We start from the raw sequence: 20,639 nt of genomic DNA, 5'->3' as shown, positions 1-20,639 counted from the left end.
CGCTTTTGTTCTTGCTTTAATAAGTTTTGGCTAATACATGTTAGTATGTATATGAATGGAGGTATAATATGAGGCAACCACCAGTAAATACAATTGCTCTTGATGCAATAAAAGCATGGAAAATAACTGCAGCGATATACGTGGGAGTTCTTTGGATTCTAACCATAGCGCATATAGTTGTTTCTATTATTTTTGATTGGCCATTATGGTATGTATTCATTTCCATTTTAATAAGTGTGCTTTGTACATATTTATTCGTTTTTTTATTTCCAAAACTTCGCTGGAAAAGATGGCGATATGAAGTTTTTGAACAGGAGATTTACATACAGCATGGTATTTTGATTGTTTCCCGTACATTGGTTCCGATGATACGTGTACAGCATGTAGACACGAAACAAGGACCTATATTAAAAAAGTTTCAATTAGCGAGTGTGACGATTTCAACCGCTGCAACTACACATGAAATTCCAGCGTTACTAGAAGAAGATGCATCGGAATTAAGGGATCGAATTTCTGCATTGGCAAGGGTGGACGAAGATGATGTCTAAAGGTACACGGTTACACCCGGCTGCGATTTTCTTTAATTTTATAAAAGTATTAAGGGAATCCATTTTCGCACTTGTTCTTGGTTTTATTACATTTAAAGGTGACTCTTTTTTTTATTTTATTTTAGTAGCATCCATTTTACTTCTGATGTTACTCGTTTATAGTGCGCTATCGTGGTACAGGTATACCTATCGAATTGAAGATGAAGAACTTCGGATAGAGTATGGTATATTTATTCGCAAAAAGCGATTTATCTCAAAAAATCGCATACAATCGATCGACTTAACAGCAGGAATAATACATAGGATATTTAAGTTAACGAAAGTGCAAATTGAAACAGCTGGAACAGGCACAGGTGCAGAGGCGTCATTAAAGGCTGTTAAAACAGCCGAAGGGGAAAGGTTACGCACGGAACTAAAGGCTGCAAAGATTCCAACTGTAAACAGTATAGAAGAAGCACCAAAGACAGATCATCCATCAGCTAAAATAACGTTCAAGTGTTTGTTTATTGCTGGTTCAACTTCTGGTGGGATAGGTGTTATTTTTGCATTATTAGCATTTGTATTTTCAGAAGTAGAACAATTTATTCCGGAGAGGTTTTACGATAATACTATTGAATGGGTCGTTGGGTTGAGCATTTTATTCCTAATTGGATTAATTATTATATTTCTAATACTTGGATGGGTACTAGGCATTGCGGGTACTGTTATAAAGTATGGCAACTTTACTATAACTAAAAATTATGACGAACTTTTTATCACTCGTGGATTATTGGAGAAAAAACAGTTAACGATTCCATTAAAACGGGTACAAGCTGTTGGTATTCAAGAAAGTATTATAAGACAGCCGTTGGGTTATGTAACCGTATTTGCTGAAGTTGCTGGGGGATCTATGGACAAAGGGGAAGACTTTTCAACAGTCCTATTTCCAATCATGAAAAAAGATGAGGTAGTAGATTTTCTAGAAAAGTTCTTACCAACTCATGCTGCCGGAGCGAAAGATATAACACCTCTACCGAAGCGTGCGAGAAAATTTTATTTACTACGTTCTGTCTTGCCGATGCTGATTATTGCTGGGGGCATCGTATATTTTCTGCCGCAGTTTAGTTGGGTACCTATTGTTTTAGTTGCAGGTAGCCTGTATTTAGGATTCCTCAGACATAACGCTGGAGGGTATCAGTTAGATGGTGATCGTTTAATGATTAGATACCGGGTACTAAATAAAATAACGATGATCATGTATCATAAACGTATTCAGGCATTTGAGAAAAGCCAACATATGGTGCACCGGAGTCAGAAGCTTGCTTCCATGCAGATTTCTATAATTGGAAAGTTTGGAGTCGGTAAGCATTATAAGCTAAGGGAATTAGAAGAAAAGGATGTAGACTACCTGTCGGATTGGTATTCGTATCGTTCTTAAACGAACAAAAGCTAGAAGCGCCCTTACAGGCTAAGTTCACCACGTCCTTGAAAAAGAAAATGCGCTTTTTCTGTGTGCGATGTTTCTCATTGAAGCTTTCTTTGTCCTGCGGCAACGCCTGTACTAGCACGTCCTCGAAAAAGAAGTTCACTTTTTTCTGCGTGCGATGTTTCGCTGTCGTAGCATTCCTTATCCTGTGTGTCGGAGCTGGACGTGGCTTAAGCAGTTAATAAATTATTCACAGGCTCCTAATTTTATAATTCCTAAGCTATAAAAAACCTGGTAAAATACCAGGTTTTTACTACATTCATAGTCGACTGATTAGTCCGAATAAAACTAGAATGGCTAGTATGATCCAAAAAATATTCATTTTAATTTTTTGAGGAATGCGTCTCTTTTTCCATCGATTAGGATTGAATTGAATCGAATCATCATCGCGTACTCTACTATTTCTCCAAATGGAAAAAGGCCTAACATTGATTAATACTAATGGTGCAATTACAAATCCGCCAATAAAACCAAATATATGTGCATAGATATTAATGCCTGGACGGATGAACGTCATGATTAATCCAACTATAAATATGGTGAACACAATTTGCGAATTTGCTTGATCAATTAAATGCTTTCGAAATATCGCCATAAAGACATAAATTCCAAAAAGGCCGAAGATTGCTCCTGAAGCACCAACATGAACGAAATAGAAGGAGTGCGATCCTAAGAAAAATGTAGCCAAATTTCCCACAAATCCTGCTGCTATATATATAAACAAAAATTTGAATCTTCCAAGCATCTGTTCTAATGCTGGGCCAAATAAGACAAGGGCAAAAGAATTAAACAAGGCGTGCATTAATCCCCCGTGCAAAATAATTGGGGTCAGGAACCGCCAATACTGTCCTTGGTCAATATAATAATTGCTACCTGCTCCCCACTGAAAAAGTTGCGTGCCAATAGGTAGTTGTAAGAAATCTATAATTACCCACAAGGATAAATGTATGATGACTAATACAGCAACGACGGGGTAATACTGCATAAATTCCTTAATACTTCTTTCGGTTCGTATAAACATAGTAACCCCCCTTTTTTAGATTATTTTAACTCGGGTATTATTATAGTATTCAGTAGTTGATAGTATGACCATTATTAGAGTACTAAAATACGGGTCATAATGGCAAGGATATACATTACTAAAATATAGTAGGAAGGAGCTCTGAATTTATGATTAAAGGTATTGGAATAGATATTATCGAATTAAACCGTATTCAACGTTCAATTGAAAAAAATAACCGATTTACGGATCGAATACTTACACAAAACGAACAGGGAATCTTTCATAACTTGAAAAATGACCAGCGGAAAGTAGAGTTCTTAGCTGGAAGATTTGCGGCAAAAGAAGCATTTGCAAAAGCAGTAGGCACCGGAATCGGAGCGTTAAGCTTCCAGCATATTGAAGTATTAACAACTAAATTGGGTGCTCCAACTATAAAGGTTTCAGGTTATGAAGCGGCTTCTATTTTTGTATCTATTACGCATAGTAAGGATTATGCTGTCGCACAAGTTGTAATAGAAGAAAAATAAACTAACTAGGTGTTTTGCATAATCTTGGAGGTTGTCTCATATATTTTAGTGCGGGTAGGAGGGAATGAAAGTGTATATTGTCACCGCAAAAGAAATGTACGATATTGATAATTATACCATGAAAAAGATTGGAATGGATGGAAAGCTATTAATGGAAAATGCGGGGAGGGCAGTAAGCGAGAAGGTAGAAAGGTTAATAGAAAAATCGGATCGTATCTGTATATTTGTTGGGCCGGGCAATAATGGAGGAGATGGATTTGTAATTGCTCGAACATTAATGAATAAACGCTACGACGTTACAATTGTCCAAGTTGTTCCAGATGAGAAAATCACAGGGGATGCTTTGTATCATAAAAATGTGTTCGTTAATTATGGTGGTTCCATTCTTATCGCCCAACAGGAATCAGAAGTTCACGACGTGACGGTAAACTCCGATGTGGTCATTGATGCAATCTTAGGGCTAGGTGTTAAAGGGGATCTTCGTGAAGGGCTTATTACAGCTGTGGAAGTAATCAATGAAGTTGCCAATCGTGTAATATCGGTTGATATTCCGTCCGGCCTTCCTGCCGATGAGGGAATGGAGGAATTCACATCAGTACAAGCTGACTTTACAATTGTAATTGAAGCACCAAAAGTCAGTGCTTTCCTTCAACATACTGCATTATATTATGGGGTATGGGATACTGTTTCAATAGGTCTTCCATTGATAGCTTTTCAACGTTATGCAAAACGTAATGTGTGGGGATATGAACAATTTAAAGACTGCATGCCAAGAAGGGATCCTTATTCGCATAAAGGAGATCATGGAAAGGGTCTAACAATAGGCGGAAGTGCTACTATGCCAGGGTCTATTGTCATGACTGCTAAGGCCGCGTTAAGGGCTGGTGCTGGATTGATTACAATTGGCACTTCTGAAAAAGTGATTAATAGAATTGCTTCCCAATGTATAGAAGCTACGTATTTTCCAATACATGAACAAAATAATCATCCATCTATTCCATTTGAGGAGTTTGATGCAATTACAATAGGTATGGGTATGGGGCGTTCTGGTAATGCAGCAGCATTAGTGGCGCATGTTGTTGAACAAACTGATTGTCCACTGATCATTGATGCAGACGGACTATTCCATGTAAAAACGGATCTTGCAAAACTAAAAGTAAGAAAATCCCCTACTATAGTAACACCGCATCCTGGAGAAATGGCTATGCTGTTAGATATTTCAGTAAAAGAATTACTTATAACGCCTTTTTACTGGTCGATGAAAATTGCTCAAACGTATAACGTCTATGTAGTGTTGAAGGGTAAGCATACGATTATCACTACACCAGAAGGAATACAAGTGGTGAACAAAAGTGGCAATGCTGGTCTTGCTAAAGGGGGAAGTGGGGATGTACTCGCTGGGATCCTTTTAGCACTCGTCATGCAACAGCGAAGTGTTTTCCAAGCATTATGTAACGCGTGCTTTATTCATGGTAAGGCAGCAGACTTACTTGTAGAAGAAACCCATTCCGATCAAGATTTAATGGCTTCTGATGTAATAGAAGGTATTTCGAAAGTCTATCGTACACTTTCTTAAGCGCTTATGACAATAACGTTTCCTTAAGTCCGAGTCTAGAAAATATAAAGAGCCCTAATCCGAGTACAACTGGTGCTAAGGCCTTTGATTTAGAACCTGAGACGAGGGAGATATGTTCATGAAAAAAATAGTTGGTATTTGGCTTGCGGTTGTTTTCTGCTTTGTCCTTTTGCTAGCAGCATGCGGGGAAAAATCGCAAGAAGATGTAGTAGAGAAATTAAATGAAAAGCTAGAAGAAATGGGTGGCTATAAAGCAAAAGCTGAAATGAAAATGAATACCGGGCAAGAAGACCAAACATATACAATCGATATTTGGCATAAGAAAAAGGACTTCTACCGTGTAGCATTAACAAATGATCAAGATGAAAAAGGTAGTCAAGTGATATTAAAGAACGAGGATGGAGTATTTGTTCTGACACCTGCTTTGAATAAAAGCTTTAAATTTCAAACGGAGTGGCCAGAAAATAGTAGCCAGCCTTACTTATATCAATCACTAGTAAATGATGTATTAAAAGATAAGGATGCCACTTTTAAGGTAAGTGACACACATTATATTTTCGAAACGAAAACAAACTATCAAAGCAATAACAATTTACCCTATCAAGAAGTTTATTTTGATAAAAAGACTTATACACCAGTACAAGTAAAAGTACTAGATAATGACAAAAATCCATTAGTAGAAGTGAAGTTCTCTAGTTTTGATACGAACCCTACTTTTGAAGAAGATGACTTCGAAATGGAAAAAAATATGACTAGTAGTATTAGAGATGTTTCCGCATCAGGGGATGAAGAACCAGATTCATTTACAGTTGTTTTCCCTTTATATATGGCAGGGTCTGAACTTTCTGAGAAGAAAGATGTAGAACTGGAAAATGGCCAAAGGGTGATTATGACATTTACAGGTGAGAAAAACTTTACGTTAGTCGAAGAAAGAATGGATGTAGTGCCAACCCTCTCCTCTCCTAAGGAAGTGGATGGTGAAATTGTTAATTTAGGGCACTCAGTCGGAGCACTAGCCGGAAATTCCATTGAGTGGAGTAATAATGGTGTTAATTTCTACCTAGCAAGCGAAGAACTAACAAGAGAAGAATTAATTGAAGTAGCACAATCTGTACAAGGTAAAGAAGCAAAATAAATAGTGTCGATGTTAGCAGACTCATAAGGAGAGGGGGTCTGCTTTTATTTGTTAGCCTGTAAGGGCTCTTCTAGCTTTTGTTCGCAGGTAAGGAAAGTATAAAATTTTGGTACTATAAAGTAAAGTTTCTTGTCAGCAAGAGCCATGTCTAGCTCCAGCGCCCAGCCACTCGCGACATAAGCAATCCGTCTTGCGAAAGGAAAAAACACCTTTCTCCAGCCGTTTTGCTTATGCGGTCGTGTCTTTCAGGGCGCTTGCGCTTTTCTTAGCAGGTAAGAAAGTATAAAACTTCCTTATCACTGCATAAGTGCAACTAGGCCATTCGCTATAAAGGTTTGGCGAATGCCAAGTTTTCTAATTGTTTCCAATTGACAGTGGAGTTAGAAAACGAAATAATAAGATAAGAAATTTTAAAAGGACAATAGTTATGAAGGGAGTCAACTAGTTGTGGTAGAGACTTTTTATAGAGATACATGGGCTGAAATAAATCTCGATGCCATTCGATTTAATGTGAAGCAAATGAAGCAAAAGCTACCTCAACAGAGTGGTATTATTGCAGTCGTTAAAGCTGATGGGTATGGTCACGGTGCTGTTCAGGTCGCTAAAAGTGCACTAAAAGCTGGTGCCGATACACTTGCTGTTGCATTATTAGAAGAAGCAATATCTCTTCGTAAGGCTAACATAAATGTCCCTATTTTAGTGTTCGGTCGGGTGACTCCTCAAGATGTGCCAACTGCGACGGAATATGATGTAACCCTGACATTTTTTCAGAAAGAATGGATTAGGGAAGTCAAAGATCTACCTCTAAAAAACGACCTGAAACTTCATATGAAGTGGGATTCAGGAATGGGTAGACTAGGTATCCGTACAAAGAATGAATTAGTAGAGCTATTAAACGAATTAAATGAAAATCAACGCATATACTTAACAGGGATATACACCCACTTTGCTACAGCAGATGAGCATAACTTATCCTATTTTCATGAACAGCGTGCCAGGTTCGAAGATTTGTTACGCGTTTTTACGGAACACTGGAAACAAAAGCAAGCTGTAACTATTCATATTGGTAATAGTGCAGCAGCCATTCGTTTCCCTGAAAATCTCCACCATTTTATCCGATTTGGCATTGCCATGTATGGATTGTACCCATCCCAAACGGTGAAAGAGGAAAAGGATATAGAGTTAAAACCTGCTTTTTCTCTACACAGCCGTTTAATTCATGTGAAAACAATTGCACCCGGGGAATCCATTAGTTACGGAGCCACTTACAAAGCCAAAGAGGATGAATGGATTGGCACCATCCCAATTGGTTATGCAGATGGATGGGCCCGTAAACTACAGGGGATGGAAGTCTTGGTAGACGGTAAACGAATGCCGATTGTTGGTAGGATATGTATGGATCAAACGATGATACGGTTGGATCAAGCGTATCCAGTTGGTACAAAAGTGACACTAATAGGAGAACAATATCATAATAGAATTGAACTGGATGAAATAGCATCCTACTTGGATACGATAAACTATGAAATCCCTTGCATGATATCGCAACGGGTTCCTAGAATATATAAAAACTAAGAAATTATTCTATAATATTGTCCAAAGGGGCATAATAGTTGTATTCTGGAAATAAGTATACAGATAAGACATAGATTTTTCCTCGTTAAGTTCCTATAAACATTGCGATAAGCTAGTTTTTTTCTAAAAAATTCTCTATATACCTTTGCAAAGCATTGCTTACAATGATATTATAAAAGGTGAATTTAATAATGATCGTTCAACAGTTGGCGGAGGTGTATGGTTTTGTCAGAGAGCTTACAAGAAATATTGGTAAGGTTACCAAAAAACCTGTTAAATGAGGTGGACGGATTAATGAAGTATGAAAATAGAGATTTGAGTGACTTCATATGTCAAGCTACAAAAAACTATTTGGATTACAAGAAAGATGAGCACGTCCAACAATTTCGCGAGTCCATGCAAAAAGGCTATCAGGAAATGGCTCGAATTAATCTAACAATTGCTTCGGAAGCTTTTCAAGCTGAAGAGGAGGCTGAAAACACCCTAGAGCGCACTGTGATCGGGGTGTAATAATTTGATCGTTCAACGAGGCGAAGTATATTTCGCTGATTTATCCCCTGTGGTTGGATCAGAGCAGGGGGGCATACGCCCAGTGTTGATCCTACAAAATGATATTGGAAATAGATTTAGTCCGACAGTAATTGTTGCTGCAATTACAGCCCAAATTCAAAAGGCAAAGCTTCCTACACATGTAGAAATTAACGCTAAGCGATATGGGTTTGATCGAAACTCTGTCATATTATTAGAGCAAATTCGTACATTAGACAAGCAAAGATTAACAGATAAGATAACGAAATTGGATAATGAGATGATGAAGAAAATTGATCAGGCATTAGAGATCAGTCTTGGACTAAAAGAAATGTACGCACAATAGCTTAAACCCTTGTTCTAGGTAAACAGGGGTTTTTTTCGTGGTTTAGGAAACTATCAAATTTGGAGCCTGTAGATAATTTATTAACTGTTTTAAGCCACGTCCAGCTACGATGCACAGGAAAGAATGCACGACAACGAAACTTTGCTTGAAGAAAAAGCGCATTTTTTTCAAGGTCGTGGTGAACTAGCCTGTAAGGGCGCTTACGCTTTTGTTCTGGCTATAAATGGATATTTTCCTTTCTCTTTGATTATGAGTAACTATCAAAATTATGTTACAATTATTTATTAAATAACAAATGTAAACAATAGATAGTAACAGGATTCTCCGCATGATTTGTCAAACTTGTAACTACACCCATAAATTAAAATCATTATGTTTAGGGGGGAAATCAATGGACCAAAAATTAAAAGAAATTGTGTTTAAAAATAGTGATTCAATTGTTCATATGTGGATGGAAGAAATTGAAACACTAAAAGAAGAAAATTATACATCAAGTGTTTCAGATGAATTATTTGAGAGTACGAATAGGGAATTTGTAAATGTTATTTTTACTAGTATTAAAAATCAAAGTACATCATTAACGTTAGAAGAGTTTTCTGAAAAACTAATTAACTTAGGATGGCCGTTAAGCTATATTACGGATGGTCTACAAGTTTTTAGAAGGGTAACGATTGATTTTATACTTTCTCAGGAAGAACAAGTTGATTCCAAATACATTTCTAATGTACTGCAAAGTGTCGACTCGTGGACGGAACCTATTATACGTAAATTAGTGAACGAATACTCTGGTAGTTGGGAGCATATTGTTTCCTTGCAGCGTATAGCTCTTCAGGAGTTATCTGCCCCACTTATACCAGTGATGGATAATATTACGATAATGCCTTTGATCGGTACAATTGATACAGAACGAGCGAAGCTAATAATGGAAAACTTGCTCGAAGGTGTTATGAACCATAATTCGGAGGTAGTCTTGATTGATATTACGGGTGTTCCAGTAGTAGATACGATGGTGGCACATCATATTATTCAAGCAGCAGAAGCAGTTCGTTTAATAGGTTCCACATGTATCTTAGTAGGAATTCGACCGGAAATAGCGCAAACAATTGTTAATTTGGGGATTGATCTTGGAAAGTTTCCGACCAAAAGTTCATTACGAAAAGGATTTAGTGCAGCCTTAGAGATAACAGACCGTAAGATTGTAAACCTAGATACAAAAGATGAAGGCATCGTGGACATGCTAGATTCTTTGGGTGAGGAGTGATCAAATGCGAATACCTATTTTAAAGTTGCATAATTATTTACTTATCTCTATCCAAGCAGAGTTAGATGATAATACAGCGATTCAATTTCAAGAAGATTTATTGAATAAAATCCATAAGAGCGGTACATCAGGAGTAGTGATCGACTTAACCTCCGTAGAAATCATTGATTCATTTATTGCAAAGGTTTTAGGGGACGTCGTTACGATGTCAGATCTGATGGGGGCAAAAGTAGTTTTAACAGGTATTCAACCTGCAGTTGCAATGACATTAATTGATCTGGGAATTCATTTACACAATGTTCCGACTGCTTTAGATTTGGAACAAGGCTTGGTAAAACTTCATCAGGAATTGGGGGATTAATGATATGAATCCCAATCCTCAATCCTGTATAAAAATTCAAAAAGAATGGGATATCGTAGCTGCACGCCAACTTGGTCGTGAAATTGCTAAAAGTGTGGGATTCGGTACAGTAGACCAAGCCCGTATCGCAACTGCGATATCAGAAATAGCTCGAAATATATACTTATATGCAGCGAGTGGACAGGTTTGTTTCGAAGAAGTTGTTAGTAATATAGGTAAAAAAGGAATATGTATGATTGCCATTGATTCAGGTCCTGGTATAAAAGATATTAGCTTAGTAATGCAAGATGGTTACACAACTTCAGGCGGACTTGGTGCAGGTCTTCCAGGTGTGAAACGATTAATGGATGAATTTGATATTAAATCTGAAGAAGAAAAAGGGACTAAAATCAAAGCAGTTAAGTGGCTAAGATAGCCAATATAAAAATAAGGGGAATTACATAATGGAAAGAAGGTTCCCCTTATTTTTATCAACTAGTATATAAGGGGGGTTACTTTATGGGTACCGTTAAATCAGATGCAGTTACTTATAAGAATTTGTTAAAGCATTTCATTGAGACGCAAGATGAAAAATCCCTATATGGGGCAGAGCAAATTAGTAAGTCATTTATAAAAAATAATATTTTGCCTGAAGAAATTGTCAATTTGCATATTCAAGCTTTAACAGAATTGTATCCAAGTTTATCGAGTAACGTTCAGAATTCAATGGAATTCCTCTTGGAGACGATGATTTCCTATGGCCTAGCACACCAGGAATATCAAACCCTACGAGAAGAGCAATCTGAACTAAAATCTGAAATATCAGTGGCTGCTAGCATGCAGGATACTCTTTTAGCGACGAAAACACCTAAAATTGAGGGGCTTGATATTGGGGTGATAAGTGTCCCGGCAAACCAGATGAATGGGGATTATCATCACTTTATTACAGGTAAAGATGGTTCTTTAGGTATTGCTGTTGCAGATGTAATCGGAAAAGGGATTCCAGCTGCATTAAGTATGTCAATGATTAAGTATTCCATGGACAGTTTTCCTGAAGAGTCAATGAGTCCAAAAGCGATCCTGGAAAACTTGAATCGTGTGGTTGAACGAAATGTTGACCCTAGCATGTTTATTACAATGTTCTACGCTCAGTACATTCCCTCAGAAAGCAAACTTCTATATTCATCAGCAGGTCATGAACCAGGCTTTTGCTATTATGCTAAAACAGATACTTTCAAAGAGTTTGAGACAAAGGGCCTTGTGCTAGGGGTCACACCAGAATCTAATTATCCACAATATGTTAAACAAATCAGTAAAGGTGATATGGTTATTTTGTTAACGGATGGAGTTACTGAATGCAGACAAGGGGACAGGTTTATTGAGCGAGAAGAGGTATTAAGTGTCATAAAACAATATGCGCATTTACCTTCTCAGGAAATGGTGAACCATGTGTATAAACATTTCGAGAGACTGCAGGGCTTTCAGTTAAAAGATGACTTCACGTTGCTTATTTTAAAAAAGGAAGTTTAACACTCTTTAATTAAGGGAAATGAAATAAATCAACTAATGAACTTTTTTGAATTAGTAGGTTTATAAATCAACAATTAATTAGGGGGATGGAAATGGATTTAATAATTAATGTAGTAGATAATAATGGAAAATCAATTGTAAACCTTTCGGGAGAAATTGATGCATATACAGCGCCACAGTTAAAAGAAGCATTATTACCATTAACAAATGTTGATGGACATACAGTAGAAGTAAATATGGAAAATGTAAACTATATGGATAGCACAGGTTTAGGAGTTTTTATTAGTGCATTAAAATCAACTAAAGAAAATAACAGTCATCTAAAATTAGTTAATTTACAAGATCGTGTTTCACGATTGTTTAAAATCACAGGCCTAAATGAAGTAATTAATATAAACGCTACGATTAAAGGTGGGAGTGAGTAATGGAAAAATTTGATTTTATTGAAATTAAAGTCCCTGCAAAGGCAGAGTATGTAGGGGTTGTTCGTTTAAGTATTTCAGGAGTAGCCAATAGAATGGGTTTCACCTATGAAGATATAGAGGATTTAAAGGTAGCTATCTCTGAGGCGCTTACAAACGCAGTAACACATGCCTATGGGGAAAATGACCAAGGTGAAGTTACGGTTGGCTTTGGTGTATACCAAGACCGGTTAGAAATAATGGTTGCAGATCATGGGGGAAGCTTTAATCTAAATGAAATTAAAGGGGGAATTGGTCCATATAAAAACACCGAACCCGTAGAAAACCTACGTGAAGGAGGCTTTGGTCTGTTTTTAATTGACGCACTAATGGATAAAGTTGAAATAAACAACAATTCTGGCGTTATTGTATTAATGACAAAGTACCTTCATGAAACTGAGGTGGATTTTAATGGCAACCAAATCTCAACCACACAATAAAGAACGTGATGAGGTCTATAAATGGATTGAGCATTTACAAAAAGACCCAGCTAATGAAGAGCTTCAGGAAAAGATCGTGTTGAAGTATACCGACCTTGTGGGTTCTATAGCAAGGAAGTATTCAAAAAACAGTACTATTCATGAAGATCTTGTACAAGTCGGAATGATTGGATTATTAGGAGCTGTTAGAAGATACGATACCTCGTTTGGTAAATCATTTGAATCGTTCGCTATTCCCACTATAATTGGTGAAATTAAACGCTTTATTCGGGATAAGACATGGAGTGTTCATGTACCACGCCGGATTAAAGAATTAGGACCAAAAATAAAAAAGGCAGTAGATGAACTGACCACGCAAAACCAAGAATCCCCAACAGTCTCTGAGATAGCGAGTTACTTAAAGGTTTCAGAAGAAGATGTATTGGAAACGATGGAAATGGGTAAAAGCTATAAAGCACTTTCAGTGGACCGAAAAGTTGAAGCAGATTCTGATGGGAGTACAGTTGCTATTTTGGATTTAGTCGGAAATAACGAAGACGGCTATGAAAATATTGACCAGCAAATGTTACTTGAGAAGATTTTACCAGTTCTATCTAAACGTGAACAGCAAATTTTAACCTGTACTTATTTTGAAAATATGAGTCAAAAGGAAACAGGTGAATTGTTGGGGATATCTCAAATGCATGTTTCCAGACTGCAGCGTCGTTCATTGCGCAAACTTCGTGAAGCCATTCAATCTAAAAGCTCGGAGGTATTGGATTGAATACAAACAGCAGTAGAATGGACGTAGCTATATATCAAAAGGCTAAAAAGGGGAATTTCCACTGTGGAGATAGTTATTTCTATACGGAAACAGAGAACGAATTTGTGTGTGCATTAGCAGATGGACTAGGTAGTGGAGAATTTGCTAAAGAGTCTTCTCAAATCGTTATGGATATTATTCAAAGTAATATGCATGTACCCATAAACCAGATTGTAAATATATGTAATAAGCAACTAACAGGTAAACGAGGAGTCGTTTTGGGTATTTTGAAAATAGACTTTAATACCGAGCGTTATACCTTTTCTTCTATTGGTAACATTGGTGTGTTAACCATTACAGAGGATAATAAGAAAAAAAGAAATATCCCTAGTGCTGGATATTTAGCAGGGTATCAACGGCCGTTTAAAGTTGTTGAGGAAGTGCTGAAACCGGAAATGCGTTTTATTATGTTCTCTGACGGTGTAACGGATAAAGACCTCTCACAAAGGTTTTTCTTAGATAAAAGCGTCGAGGAAATCACGAAAACATTTGAATATACTAGTAGGAAAGTAAAAGATGATGATACAACCTTAATTGCAATGCGATATAAGAAGTAGATGGGCTGGCCTAAATTGTCAGTCCGTTTTTGGTGGTATTGGGAAAAGGGTGTTTTGTTTGGTAAAATAAGACCGTACATAAAGGAGGAACTAGTGTGTCTACAGAATTAGAGCTAGAGCTGAGTCAATGGGTAGCGAAAGAAACTAAAGTTAATACAGCTATTGTAAATAAGGTTATTGCATTAATGGATGAAGGAAATACCGTTCCATTTATTGCCCGTTACCGTAAAGAAGTAACAGGTGGGCTTGATGAGGTTCAGATAAAATTAATACAGGATAAATGGCAATATGCCGTTAATCTCGCCGAACGAAAACAAGAAGTCATACGCATGATTGATGAGCAAGGGAAACTTACGGAGGAATTAGAGAAGGACATAACAGATGCTACACAATTGCAACGTGTAGAGGATTTGTACCGTCCTTATAAACAAAAGCGACGTACGAAAGCTACAATAGCCAAAGAAAAAGGCCTTGAGCCATTAGCACATATCGTTTGGAAACAGGAGCAGCAAGCAATTAATCATGAAGCTGCTAGTTTCTTATCGGAAGAAAATGAATTACATACAATAGAAGCTGTACTTGATGGAGTTAACAATATTATAGCTGAATGGATTTCCGACGATCCAGAATATCGTACATTCATTCGTGATGAGACATTTAAACGAGGTAGTATTCAAGCGCAAGGCAAAAATGTAGAGAAAGATGAAAAAGGCATTTTTGAAATGTATTATGATTACAATGAAGCAGTTCGATCTATGGTGTCTCATCGAATCTTAGCATTGAATCGTGGGGAAAAAGAAGAAATTTTAAAAGTAGTAATTGAACCCCCTTACGAACGAATTGTAGAATATTTGCAGAAAAAAGTTGTTAAAAACAAAAGTAATCAAGAGTCAATGGAAATATTGCATAAAGCTATAGAAGACAGCTATAAGCGGTTAATTCAACCGTCTATTGAACGGGAAATTCGAACTATTTTGTCTGAAAAGGCCGAGACACAAGCGATTGATGTTTTTTCGAAAAATCTCAAAAACTTACTCCTGCAGCCTCCTTTAAAAGGCAAAACAGTGTTAGGTGTAGACCCAGCATACCGAACAGGGTGTAAACTTTCAGTGGTAGACGAAACTGGGAAAGTACATGCAGTCAATGTCATGTATCCTACTGCGCCGAAAAATGATATAGCTGGTGCGGAAAAAATAGTAATAAATTATATAAACACCTATAAAATTGAACTTATAGCCATTGGGAATGGAACTGCTTCAAGGGAAACAGAACAATTTATTGCTGATGTAATATCAAATCATAAGCTTGATATACCATATATAATTGTCAACGAGGCAGGTGCGAGTGTTTATTCTGCATCGAAGTTGGCTCGAGAAGAATTTCCTGATTTACAAGTAGAAGAAAGAAGTGCCGCATCTATCGCGAGACGTGTGCAAGATCCACTTGCAGAACTTGTGAAAATTGATCCTAAATCAATTGGAGTAGGCCAGTATCAACATGATGTAAGTCAGAAATCGCTTAATGAGTCATTAACCTTTGTTGTGGAAACAGCGGTTAACCAAGTTGGAGTTAATGTGAATACCGCATCATCATCACTACTTCAGTACGTGGCAGGGTTAAGTAAAACCGTTGCCAATAATATCGTAAATCAGCGTAATGAATCAGGGAAATTTACGAATCGTAAACAATTAAAAAAAATACCACGACTAGGTGCCAAAACATATGAGCAGGGGATTGGGTTTTTACGGATATTTGACGGTGAGCATCCATTAGATCGCACACCAATTCACCCTGAAAGTTATGCACATACAGAAAACTTACTTAACATGATGGATTGTCAACTAGGTGATATCGGTTCGAGTCATTTACGCGATAAGTTAAACACATTGAACAAAAAGGATATTGCTGAGAAACTGGAGATTGGTGAGCCAACTTTAATTGATATTATGAGTGCATTAAGTCGTCCAGAGCGAGATCCGCGTGATGATCTGCCTAAACCATTACTCAAGAAAAATGTATTGTCACTAGAAGACTTAAAACCTGGAATGGAAATGCAAGGAACGGTGCGCAATGTTGTCGATTTTGGTGTTTTTGTAGACATTGGCGTGAAACAAGACGGGCTAGTCCATATATCGAAAATGTCGAATCAATTTGTAAAGCATCCGATGGATATAGCATCAGTTGGTGATGTAGTAACTGTTTGGGTCGAACAGGTTGACTCGACAAAAGGAAGAATTGCCTTATCAATGGTAGAAGGTAAATAGGAAAAAAGCAGTCGATTTATTTAATCGGCTGCTTTTTCTATATAGAACAAAAGACAGTACGTCCTCGAAAAAGAAGTTCACTTTTTTCATCGCTGGTAAGGAAAGTATAAAATTTTGGTACTATAAAGTTTCTTGTCAGCAAGAGCCATGTCTAGCTCCAGCGCCCAGCCACTCGCGACATAAGCAATCCGTCTTGCGAAAGGAAAAACCACCTTTCTCCAGCCGTTTTGCTTATGCGGTCGTGTCTTTCAGGGCGCTTGCGCTTTTCTTACTGGACGTGGCAGATTCTAGAGAGAAATATGCATAACTTTTTAATTTATGCTTTCTTTACTACTAAAAAGAGAATAGCGCATTTTTGCGCTATTCTCTAATGAATAAACTTATTTTACGCTTTCTGGTACAGCTAATCCTAAACCTTTTGCAATTCTTTCTCCCCATTCAGGATCTGCTTTATAGAAATGCTCAATTTGAAGTAATTTAATTTCGTCTTTTTCTACTGGCTTCAAATGACCGACAAACGCTTCGATTAGACGTTCTTTTTCATCTGAACTCATTAAGCGATATAGATCTCCAGCCTGTGTGAAGTGATCACCACTGTCGTAAGGTACACTATCAGCTTCTCCGTAGACTTCAAATGGATCTATTTTTGTGGAATGATCTTCCATTGGGCCATTTAGTGTGTTCGGCTCATAGTTTGGTGAACCGCCAGCGTTACCATCTACTCGCATAGAACCATCACGTTGATAGTTGTTCACTTCATTTACTGGACGGTTAACTGGAATCTGATGGTGGTTCGTACCAAGACGATAGCGGTGTGCATCGGAATAACCAAATAAACGACCTTGAAGCATTTTATCTGGTGATGCTTCAATACCAGGAACGAATTGGCCAGGTGAGAATGCAGCTTGCTCAACCTCAGCGAAATAATTTTCAGGGTTACGGTTTAACACCATACGACCTACCTCAATTCGAGGATAGTCATTTTGAGACCATACTTTCGTTACATCGAATGGATCAAATCTATACGTTTTTGCATCTTCATAAGGCATGACTTGTACATATAGTTTCCATGCAGGGAAATCTTCTTTATCAATAGAATTAAAAAGGTCTTCTGTATGATAATCGGGATTTTCTCCAGCAATTTTAGTTGCAAGGTCTTCGTCTAAGCCTTTTACACCTTGCTCACTAATAAAGTGATATTTAACCCAGAATGCTTCTTCTTGATCATTTACCCATTTAAATGTATGACTACCATAACCGTTCATATGACGAAATGTAGCTGGAATACCACGATCACCATGCAAATAAGTGATTTGATGTAATGATTCCGGTGATTGTGACCAGAAGTCCCATACCATATTAGGATCTTTTAAATGTGTTTTTGGGTCACGCTTTTGTGTATGAATAAAATCAGGAAACTTAATAGCGTCACGAATGAAAAAGATTGGAGTATTGTTACCAACTAAGTCATAGTTTCCATCTTCTGTATAAAATTTAATCGCAAAACCACGCGGGTCTCGAACTGTATCAGCAGAACCTTGTTCACCTGCTACAGTGGAGAAACGAATAAACATTGGTGTTCGTTTTCCAACTTCATTAAGAAATGATGCTTTTGTGTATTTACTTACATCATTGGTCACTTCAAAGTAACCATGTGCTCCAGCGCCTTTCGCATGCACAACACGCTCAGGAATACGCTCTCTATTAAAGTGGGCAAGCTTTTCTAGTAAGTGAAAGTCTTGTATTAATGTAGGACCACGATGACCGGCTGTAATTGAATTTTGATTATCTCCGACTGGAGCGCCTGATGCTGTAGTTAATGTTTTTCTCTTTTCATTACTCACGATTAAAACACCTCTCCTTTAAATAATGTGGCACATATATAATTATATAACAAAACTATTAAAAATCAATGTTTAATTACAATTATTATAAATAAAGCAGGAATTTGATGGAAAATGAACTTTCGGTGGTGAAATTTATGATAAAATACGTATAATATATAATATAAGGAAGTTATTAGATGAATCTATTAAATAATGAAGAACTATTTACCATTGTTAATGAAGTTTCCGTGAAATACTTTTATAAGCCGTTCAAACATGATGTTCGATATAATAATCGATTAAGAACTACTGGTGGGAGGTATATTCCTGCAAAAAAGTTAATTGAACTCAATCCAAAGTATATGATTGAAATGGACGAAAATGAATATATAGGGATAATAAAACATGAACTTGTGCACTATCATCTTCATATAGAAGGAAAAGGATATAAGCACGGGGATCAAGATTTTAAACAATTATTAAAAAAAACAGGTTCACCTAGACATTGTAAACCATTACCTTCTACTAAAAAGGAATATAAGCATACCTATACATGTAATAATTGTGGATATGTATATAAAAGAAAGCGAAGAGTGGACATTAAAAAGTTTAGATGTGGGAAGTGTGGAGGTAAATTGTTATTGGGGAGTAACATAAAATGTTAATCTAATAGAAAAAATGATCATAAATACATTGACGAAAAATGTCTTCCGTGTTAAATTAAATAAGCCTTAAAAAAGTAATATATTTTCGTAGGCAGATAGGAAAGCATAAAACTTTCCTACATAAGTACAACTAAGGCTTTCGTCATAAACGCTTCGCGATAAGCCAAGTTTTCTAAGAAATAAATATGTATGATTGAAAACGAGGTATCACTTTCATCAACTATTCTGTTGACAAAGTTGTAAATATATTGTATGATGTTTCTCGTCGCAATAATTGTGATGAGTTAATTAATTGCTGGGTTTATCTCATGCACTTGATGTTCTATGCAATGATAACAATTGATTGTTTTTAAATTATTCCACAGTAGCTCAGTGGTAGAGCTATCGGCTGTTAACCGATCGGTCGTAGGTTCGAATCCTACCTGTGGAGCCATAATGGAGAAGTACTCAAGTGGCTGAAGAGGCGCCCCTGCTAAGGGTGTAGGTCGTGTGAGCGGCGCGAGGGTTCAAATCCCTCCTTCTCCGCCATTTTTTAATGGCCCGTTGGTCAAGTGGTTAAGACACCGCCCTTTCACGGCGGTAACACGGGTTCGAATCCCGTACGGGTCATCATTTATATGAAAATAGGTTTGGTCCGGTAGTTCAGTTGGTTAGAATGCCTGCCTGTCACGCAGGAGGTCGCGGGTTCGAGTCCCGTCCGGACCGCCACTTGTTGGGTTATAGCCAAGCGGTAAGGCATCGGGTTTTGATCCCGTGTACCCCAGGTTCGAATCCTGGTAACCCAGCCATTTTTTTATGTGTGATAAACGTAACAAACACTAGAGCATCTATAAAGTTATCTAGAAGATGCAGAGGTTTTATGATGTACAAACGTATATAGAAACAAACTCATTTTAACATGAGCCATTAGCTCAGCTGGCAGAGCATCTGACTTTTAATCAGAGGGTCGGAGGTTCGAATCCTCCATGGCTCACCACTTTTGCGGGTGTGGCGGAACTGGCAGACGCGCTAGACTTAGGATCTAGTGTCTTCGGACGTGGGGGTTCGACTCCCTCCACCCGCATCTTAATAAAAAACACTGTGATATACAGGGTATTTTGTTATCTGTTTACTGTATTTATGAAAATCCTTAGTTTAATAGATATAAATGGCTTTACAATTATAGTATTGCGGTCGTGGCGGAATGGAAGACGCGCTAGGTTGAGGGCCTAGTGGGGGCGACCCCGTGGAGGTTCAAGTCCTCTCGGCCGCACCAAAAAAAGTCCTTGCATTTCATTATATTATATGGTACATTAGAAGATGTCGCTTCAAAGCGCCCGTAGCTCAATTGGATAGAGCGTTTGACTACGGATCAAGAGGTTAGGGGTTCGACTCCTCTCGGGCGCGCCATTATATCGGGAAGTAGCTCAGCTTGGTAGAGCACATGGTTTGGGACCATGGGGTCGCAGGTTCGAATCCTGTCTTCCCGACCATCGAGCAACAATAATAATTTCTTTTTATCCTGCGGGTGTAGTTTAGTGGTAAAACCTCAGCCTTCCAAGCTGATGATGAGGGTTCGATTCCCTTCACCCGCTCCATCTTATCTTATTCATGTGGGCCTGTAGCTCAGCTGGTTAGAGCGCACGCCTGATAAGCGTGAGGTCGGTGGTTCGAGTCCACTCAGGCCCATTTTGCTCCTTGAAAACTGAACAAAACAACCAGTATGTCAAGAGAAACATGAACATGTTTTTCGAAATTTTTTAAGCCAGAAGTTAAGTCTTCTGATTGCTAAGACAACCGATATGATTGAT

21 protein-coding genes and 12 tRNA genes are annotated in these 20,639 nt (G+C 37.7%); 31 read left to right on the top strand and 2 right to left on the bottom strand.

From position 1 onward, the window contains the following. Positions 1-68 precede the first annotated feature (68 nt). Both ACFQ3N_RS08170 and ACFQ3N_RS08165 read left to right on the top strand, forming a co-directional pair. Complete coding sequence (locus ACFQ3N_RS08170; RefSeq protein ID WP_390361290.1) at positions 69-548, top strand: PH domain-containing protein; 480 nt, start codon at positions 69-71, stop codon at positions 546-548. Next, positions 541-1,965, top strand: coding sequence for a PH domain-containing protein (locus ACFQ3N_RS08165; RefSeq protein ID WP_390361288.1), 1,425 nt, complete (start codon positions 541-543; stop codon positions 1,963-1,965). Before ACFQ3N_RS08170 ends, ACFQ3N_RS08165 begins: the two co-directional genes overlap by 8 nt. Before the next feature lie 307 nt (positions 1,966-2,272). On the opposite strand, the gene ACFQ3N_RS08160 is transcribed toward ACFQ3N_RS08165, so the two are convergent. Continuing rightward, on the bottom strand, positions 2,273-3,034 hold the full coding sequence (locus tag ACFQ3N_RS08160; RefSeq protein WP_390361286.1) for a rhomboid family intramembrane serine protease: 762 nt from the start codon (positions 3,032-3,034) through the stop codon (positions 2,273-2,275). A 149-nt stretch (positions 3,035-3,183) separates the two neighbouring features. Here ACFQ3N_RS08160 and acpS point away from each other — a divergent pair, with 149 nt between their 5' ends. From acpS to ACFQ3N_RS08080, 16 genes are all read left to right on the top strand, one after another. Continuing rightward, complete coding sequence (acpS, locus tag ACFQ3N_RS08155; protein WP_390361284.1) at positions 3,184-3,543, top strand: holo-ACP synthase; 360 nt, start codon at positions 3,184-3,186, stop codon at positions 3,541-3,543. Positions 3,544-3,607: 64 nt separating this feature from the next. After that, complete coding sequence (locus tag ACFQ3N_RS08150; RefSeq protein ID WP_390361282.1) at positions 3,608-5,119, top strand: NAD(P)H-hydrate dehydratase; 1,512 nt, start codon at positions 3,608-3,610, stop codon at positions 5,117-5,119. Between the two features lie 118 nt (positions 5,120-5,237). Continuing rightward, positions 5,238-6,254 (top strand): LolA family protein, encoded by a 1,017-nt coding sequence (locus tag ACFQ3N_RS08145; protein ID WP_390361280.1) that lies wholly within the window; start codon positions 5,238-5,240, stop codon positions 6,252-6,254. A gap of 447 nt (positions 6,255-6,701) precedes the next feature. Further along, entirely contained in the window at positions 6,702-7,829 is a 1,128-nt protein-coding gene (gene alr / locus ACFQ3N_RS08140) for an alanine racemase (protein WP_390361278.1), read from the top strand. Between the two features lie 225 nt (positions 7,830-8,054). Next, entirely contained in the window at positions 8,055-8,339 is a 285-nt protein-coding gene (locus tag ACFQ3N_RS08135) for a CopG family ribbon-helix-helix protein (RefSeq protein WP_390361276.1), read from the top strand. A 4-nt stretch (positions 8,340-8,343) separates the two neighbouring features. Next, positions 8,344-8,703 (top strand): type II toxin-antitoxin system PemK/MazF family toxin, encoded by a 360-nt coding sequence (locus ACFQ3N_RS08130; protein WP_390361274.1) that lies wholly within the window; start codon positions 8,344-8,346, stop codon positions 8,701-8,703. 141 nt (positions 8,704-8,844) lie between these two features. Continuing rightward, the gene (locus ACFQ3N_RS08125; RefSeq protein WP_390361272.1) at positions 8,845-8,991 is read left to right on the top strand and encodes a hypothetical protein; all 147 of its coding nucleotides are present in this window, start codon (positions 8,845-8,847) and stop codon (positions 8,989-8,991) included. Between the two features lie 103 nt (positions 8,992-9,094). Continuing rightward, complete coding sequence (locus tag ACFQ3N_RS08120) at positions 9,095-9,964, top strand: RsbT co-antagonist protein RsbRA (RefSeq protein WP_390361270.1); 870 nt, start codon at positions 9,095-9,097, stop codon at positions 9,962-9,964. 4 nt (positions 9,965-9,968) lie between these two features. Then, entirely contained in the window at positions 9,969-10,325 is a 357-nt protein-coding gene (locus tag ACFQ3N_RS08115; protein ID WP_390361268.1) for an STAS domain-containing protein, read from the top strand. 4 nt (positions 10,326-10,329) lie between these two features. Continuing rightward, complete coding sequence (locus tag ACFQ3N_RS08110) at positions 10,330-10,740, top strand: anti-sigma regulatory factor (protein ID WP_390361266.1); 411 nt, start codon at positions 10,330-10,332, stop codon at positions 10,738-10,740. An 83-nt stretch (positions 10,741-10,823) separates the two neighbouring features. Continuing rightward, on the top strand, positions 10,824-11,834 hold the full coding sequence (locus ACFQ3N_RS08105) for a PP2C family protein-serine/threonine phosphatase (protein WP_390361264.1): 1,011 nt from the start codon (positions 10,824-10,826) through the stop codon (positions 11,832-11,834). Between the two features lie 92 nt (positions 11,835-11,926). Beyond that, the gene (locus tag ACFQ3N_RS08100; RefSeq protein ID WP_390361262.1) at positions 11,927-12,259 is read left to right on the top strand and encodes an STAS domain-containing protein; all 333 of its coding nucleotides are present in this window, start codon (positions 11,927-11,929) and stop codon (positions 12,257-12,259) included. After that, on the top strand, positions 12,259-12,735 hold the full coding sequence (rsbW, locus tag ACFQ3N_RS08095) for an anti-sigma B factor RsbW (RefSeq protein WP_390361260.1): 477 nt from the start codon (positions 12,259-12,261) through the stop codon (positions 12,733-12,735). The genes ACFQ3N_RS08100 and rsbW overlap by 1 nt, the downstream gene beginning before the upstream one ends. Beyond that, the gene (gene sigB, locus ACFQ3N_RS08090; protein ID WP_390361258.1) at positions 12,707-13,498 is read left to right on the top strand and encodes an RNA polymerase sigma factor SigB; all 792 of its coding nucleotides are present in this window, start codon (positions 12,707-12,709) and stop codon (positions 13,496-13,498) included. Before rsbW ends, sigB begins: the two co-directional genes overlap by 29 nt. Positions 13,499-13,515: 17 nt before the next feature. Continuing rightward, positions 13,516-14,094, top strand: coding sequence for a SpoIIE family protein phosphatase (locus tag ACFQ3N_RS08085; RefSeq protein WP_390361303.1), 579 nt, complete (start codon positions 13,516-13,518; stop codon positions 14,092-14,094). A gap of 95 nt (positions 14,095-14,189) precedes the next feature. Further along, a complete protein-coding gene (locus tag ACFQ3N_RS08080; RefSeq protein ID WP_390361256.1) occupies positions 14,190-16,358 on the top strand; it encodes a Tex family protein in 2,169 nt (722 codons plus the stop codon). Positions 16,359-16,738: 380 nt separating this feature from the next. Here ACFQ3N_RS08080 and ACFQ3N_RS08075 read toward each other — a convergent pair whose 3' ends face one another. Continuing rightward, entirely contained in the window at positions 16,739-18,202 is a 1,464-nt protein-coding gene (locus ACFQ3N_RS08075; protein WP_390361254.1) for a catalase, read from the bottom strand. A gap of 179 nt (positions 18,203-18,381) precedes the next feature. Between ACFQ3N_RS08075 and ACFQ3N_RS08070 the strand changes: the two genes are divergently transcribed. The 13 genes from ACFQ3N_RS08070 to ACFQ3N_RS08010 all read left to right on the top strand — a co-directional run bounded on the left by ACFQ3N_RS08070 (position 18,382) and on the right by ACFQ3N_RS08010 (position 20,517). After that, positions 18,382-18,849, top strand: coding sequence for a SprT family protein (locus ACFQ3N_RS08070; RefSeq protein ID WP_390361252.1), 468 nt, complete (start codon positions 18,382-18,384; stop codon positions 18,847-18,849). A 358-nt stretch (positions 18,850-19,207) separates the two neighbouring features. Then, positions 19,208-19,282: transfer RNA gene (locus ACFQ3N_RS08065), tRNA-Asn, on the top strand. A 4-nt stretch (positions 19,283-19,286) separates the two neighbouring features. Further along, positions 19,287-19,377: transfer RNA gene (locus ACFQ3N_RS08060), tRNA-Ser, on the top strand. A 9-nt stretch (positions 19,378-19,386) separates the two neighbouring features. After that, positions 19,387-19,458, top strand: a tRNA-Glu gene (locus ACFQ3N_RS08055). Positions 19,459-19,480: 22 nt separating this feature from the next. Beyond that, positions 19,481-19,557, top strand: a tRNA-Asp gene (locus tag ACFQ3N_RS08050). A gap of 5 nt (positions 19,558-19,562) precedes the next feature. Next, positions 19,563-19,637, top strand: a tRNA-Gln gene (locus ACFQ3N_RS08045). Between the two features lie 112 nt (positions 19,638-19,749). Continuing rightward, a tRNA-Lys gene (locus tag ACFQ3N_RS08040) sits at positions 19,750-19,825 on the top strand. A gap of 5 nt (positions 19,826-19,830) precedes the next feature. Further along, positions 19,831-19,912 (top strand) — tRNA-Leu (locus tag ACFQ3N_RS08035). Positions 19,913-20,018: 106 nt separating this feature from the next. After that, positions 20,019-20,104, top strand: a tRNA-Leu gene (locus tag ACFQ3N_RS08030). A gap of 57 nt (positions 20,105-20,161) precedes the next feature. Beyond that, positions 20,162-20,238, top strand: a tRNA-Arg gene (locus tag ACFQ3N_RS08025). Between the two features lie 6 nt (positions 20,239-20,244). After that, positions 20,245-20,321 (top strand) — tRNA-Pro (locus tag ACFQ3N_RS08020). A gap of 31 nt (positions 20,322-20,352) precedes the next feature. Continuing rightward, positions 20,353-20,426: transfer RNA gene (locus ACFQ3N_RS08015), tRNA-Gly, on the top strand. Between the two features lie 17 nt (positions 20,427-20,443). Then, positions 20,444-20,517: transfer RNA gene (locus ACFQ3N_RS08010), tRNA-Ile, on the top strand. Positions 20,518-20,639 lie beyond the last annotated feature (122 nt).

This window comes from Virgibacillus byunsanensis (genome assembly GCF_042675965.1).
GTDB classification, from domain to species: Bacteria; Bacillota; Bacilli; order Bacillales; family Amphibacillaceae; genus Virgibacillus_R; species Virgibacillus_R byunsanensis.
The sequence above is the reverse complement of the archived record's forward strand: the minus strand, read 5'-3'. Positions and strand labels throughout refer to the sequence as shown.

Coding starts and splice junctions, on each gene's coding strand:
- ACFQ3N_RS08165 (WP_390361288.1), top strand. CDS start 541: ATGTCTAAAGGTACACGGTTACACCCGGCTGCGATTTTCTTTAATTTT.
- ACFQ3N_RS08170 (WP_390361290.1), top strand. CDS start 69: ATGAGGCAACCACCAGTAAATACAATTGCTCTTGATGCAATAAAAGCA.
- ACFQ3N_RS08110 (WP_390361266.1), top strand. CDS start 10,330: ATGAATCCCAATCCTCAATCCTGTATAAAAATTCAAAAAGAATGGGAT.
- ACFQ3N_RS08160 (WP_390361286.1), bottom strand. CDS start 3,034: ATGTTTATACGAACCGAAAGAAGTATTAAGGAATTTATGCAGTATTAC.
- ACFQ3N_RS08085 (WP_390361303.1), top strand. CDS start 13,516: ATGGACGTAGCTATATATCAAAAGGCTAAAAAGGGGAATTTCCACTGT.
- ACFQ3N_RS08100 (WP_390361262.1), top strand. CDS start 11,927: ATGGATTTAATAATTAATGTAGTAGATAATAATGGAAAATCAATTGTA.
- rsbW (WP_390361260.1), top strand. CDS start 12,259: ATGGAAAAATTTGATTTTATTGAAATTAAAGTCCCTGCAAAGGCAGAG.
- acpS (WP_390361284.1), top strand. CDS start 3,184: ATGATTAAAGGTATTGGAATAGATATTATCGAATTAAACCGTATTCAA.
- ACFQ3N_RS08105 (WP_390361264.1), top strand. CDS start 10,824: ATGGGTACCGTTAAATCAGATGCAGTTACTTATAAGAATTTGTTAAAG.
- ACFQ3N_RS08145 (WP_390361280.1), top strand. CDS start 5,238: ATGAAAAAAATAGTTGGTATTTGGCTTGCGGTTGTTTTCTGCTTTGTC.
- ACFQ3N_RS08150 (WP_390361282.1), top strand. CDS start 3,608: ATGAAAGTGTATATTGTCACCGCAAAAGAAATGTACGATATTGATAAT.
- ACFQ3N_RS08120 (WP_390361270.1), top strand. CDS start 9,095: ATGGACCAAAAATTAAAAGAAATTGTGTTTAAAAATAGTGATTCAATT.
- ACFQ3N_RS08115 (WP_390361268.1), top strand. CDS start 9,969: ATGCGAATACCTATTTTAAAGTTGCATAATTATTTACTTATCTCTATC.
- sigB (WP_390361258.1), top strand. CDS start 12,707: ATGGCAACCAAATCTCAACCACACAATAAAGAACGTGATGAGGTCTAT.
- ACFQ3N_RS08070 (WP_390361252.1), top strand. CDS start 18,382: ATGAATCTATTAAATAATGAAGAACTATTTACCATTGTTAATGAAGTT.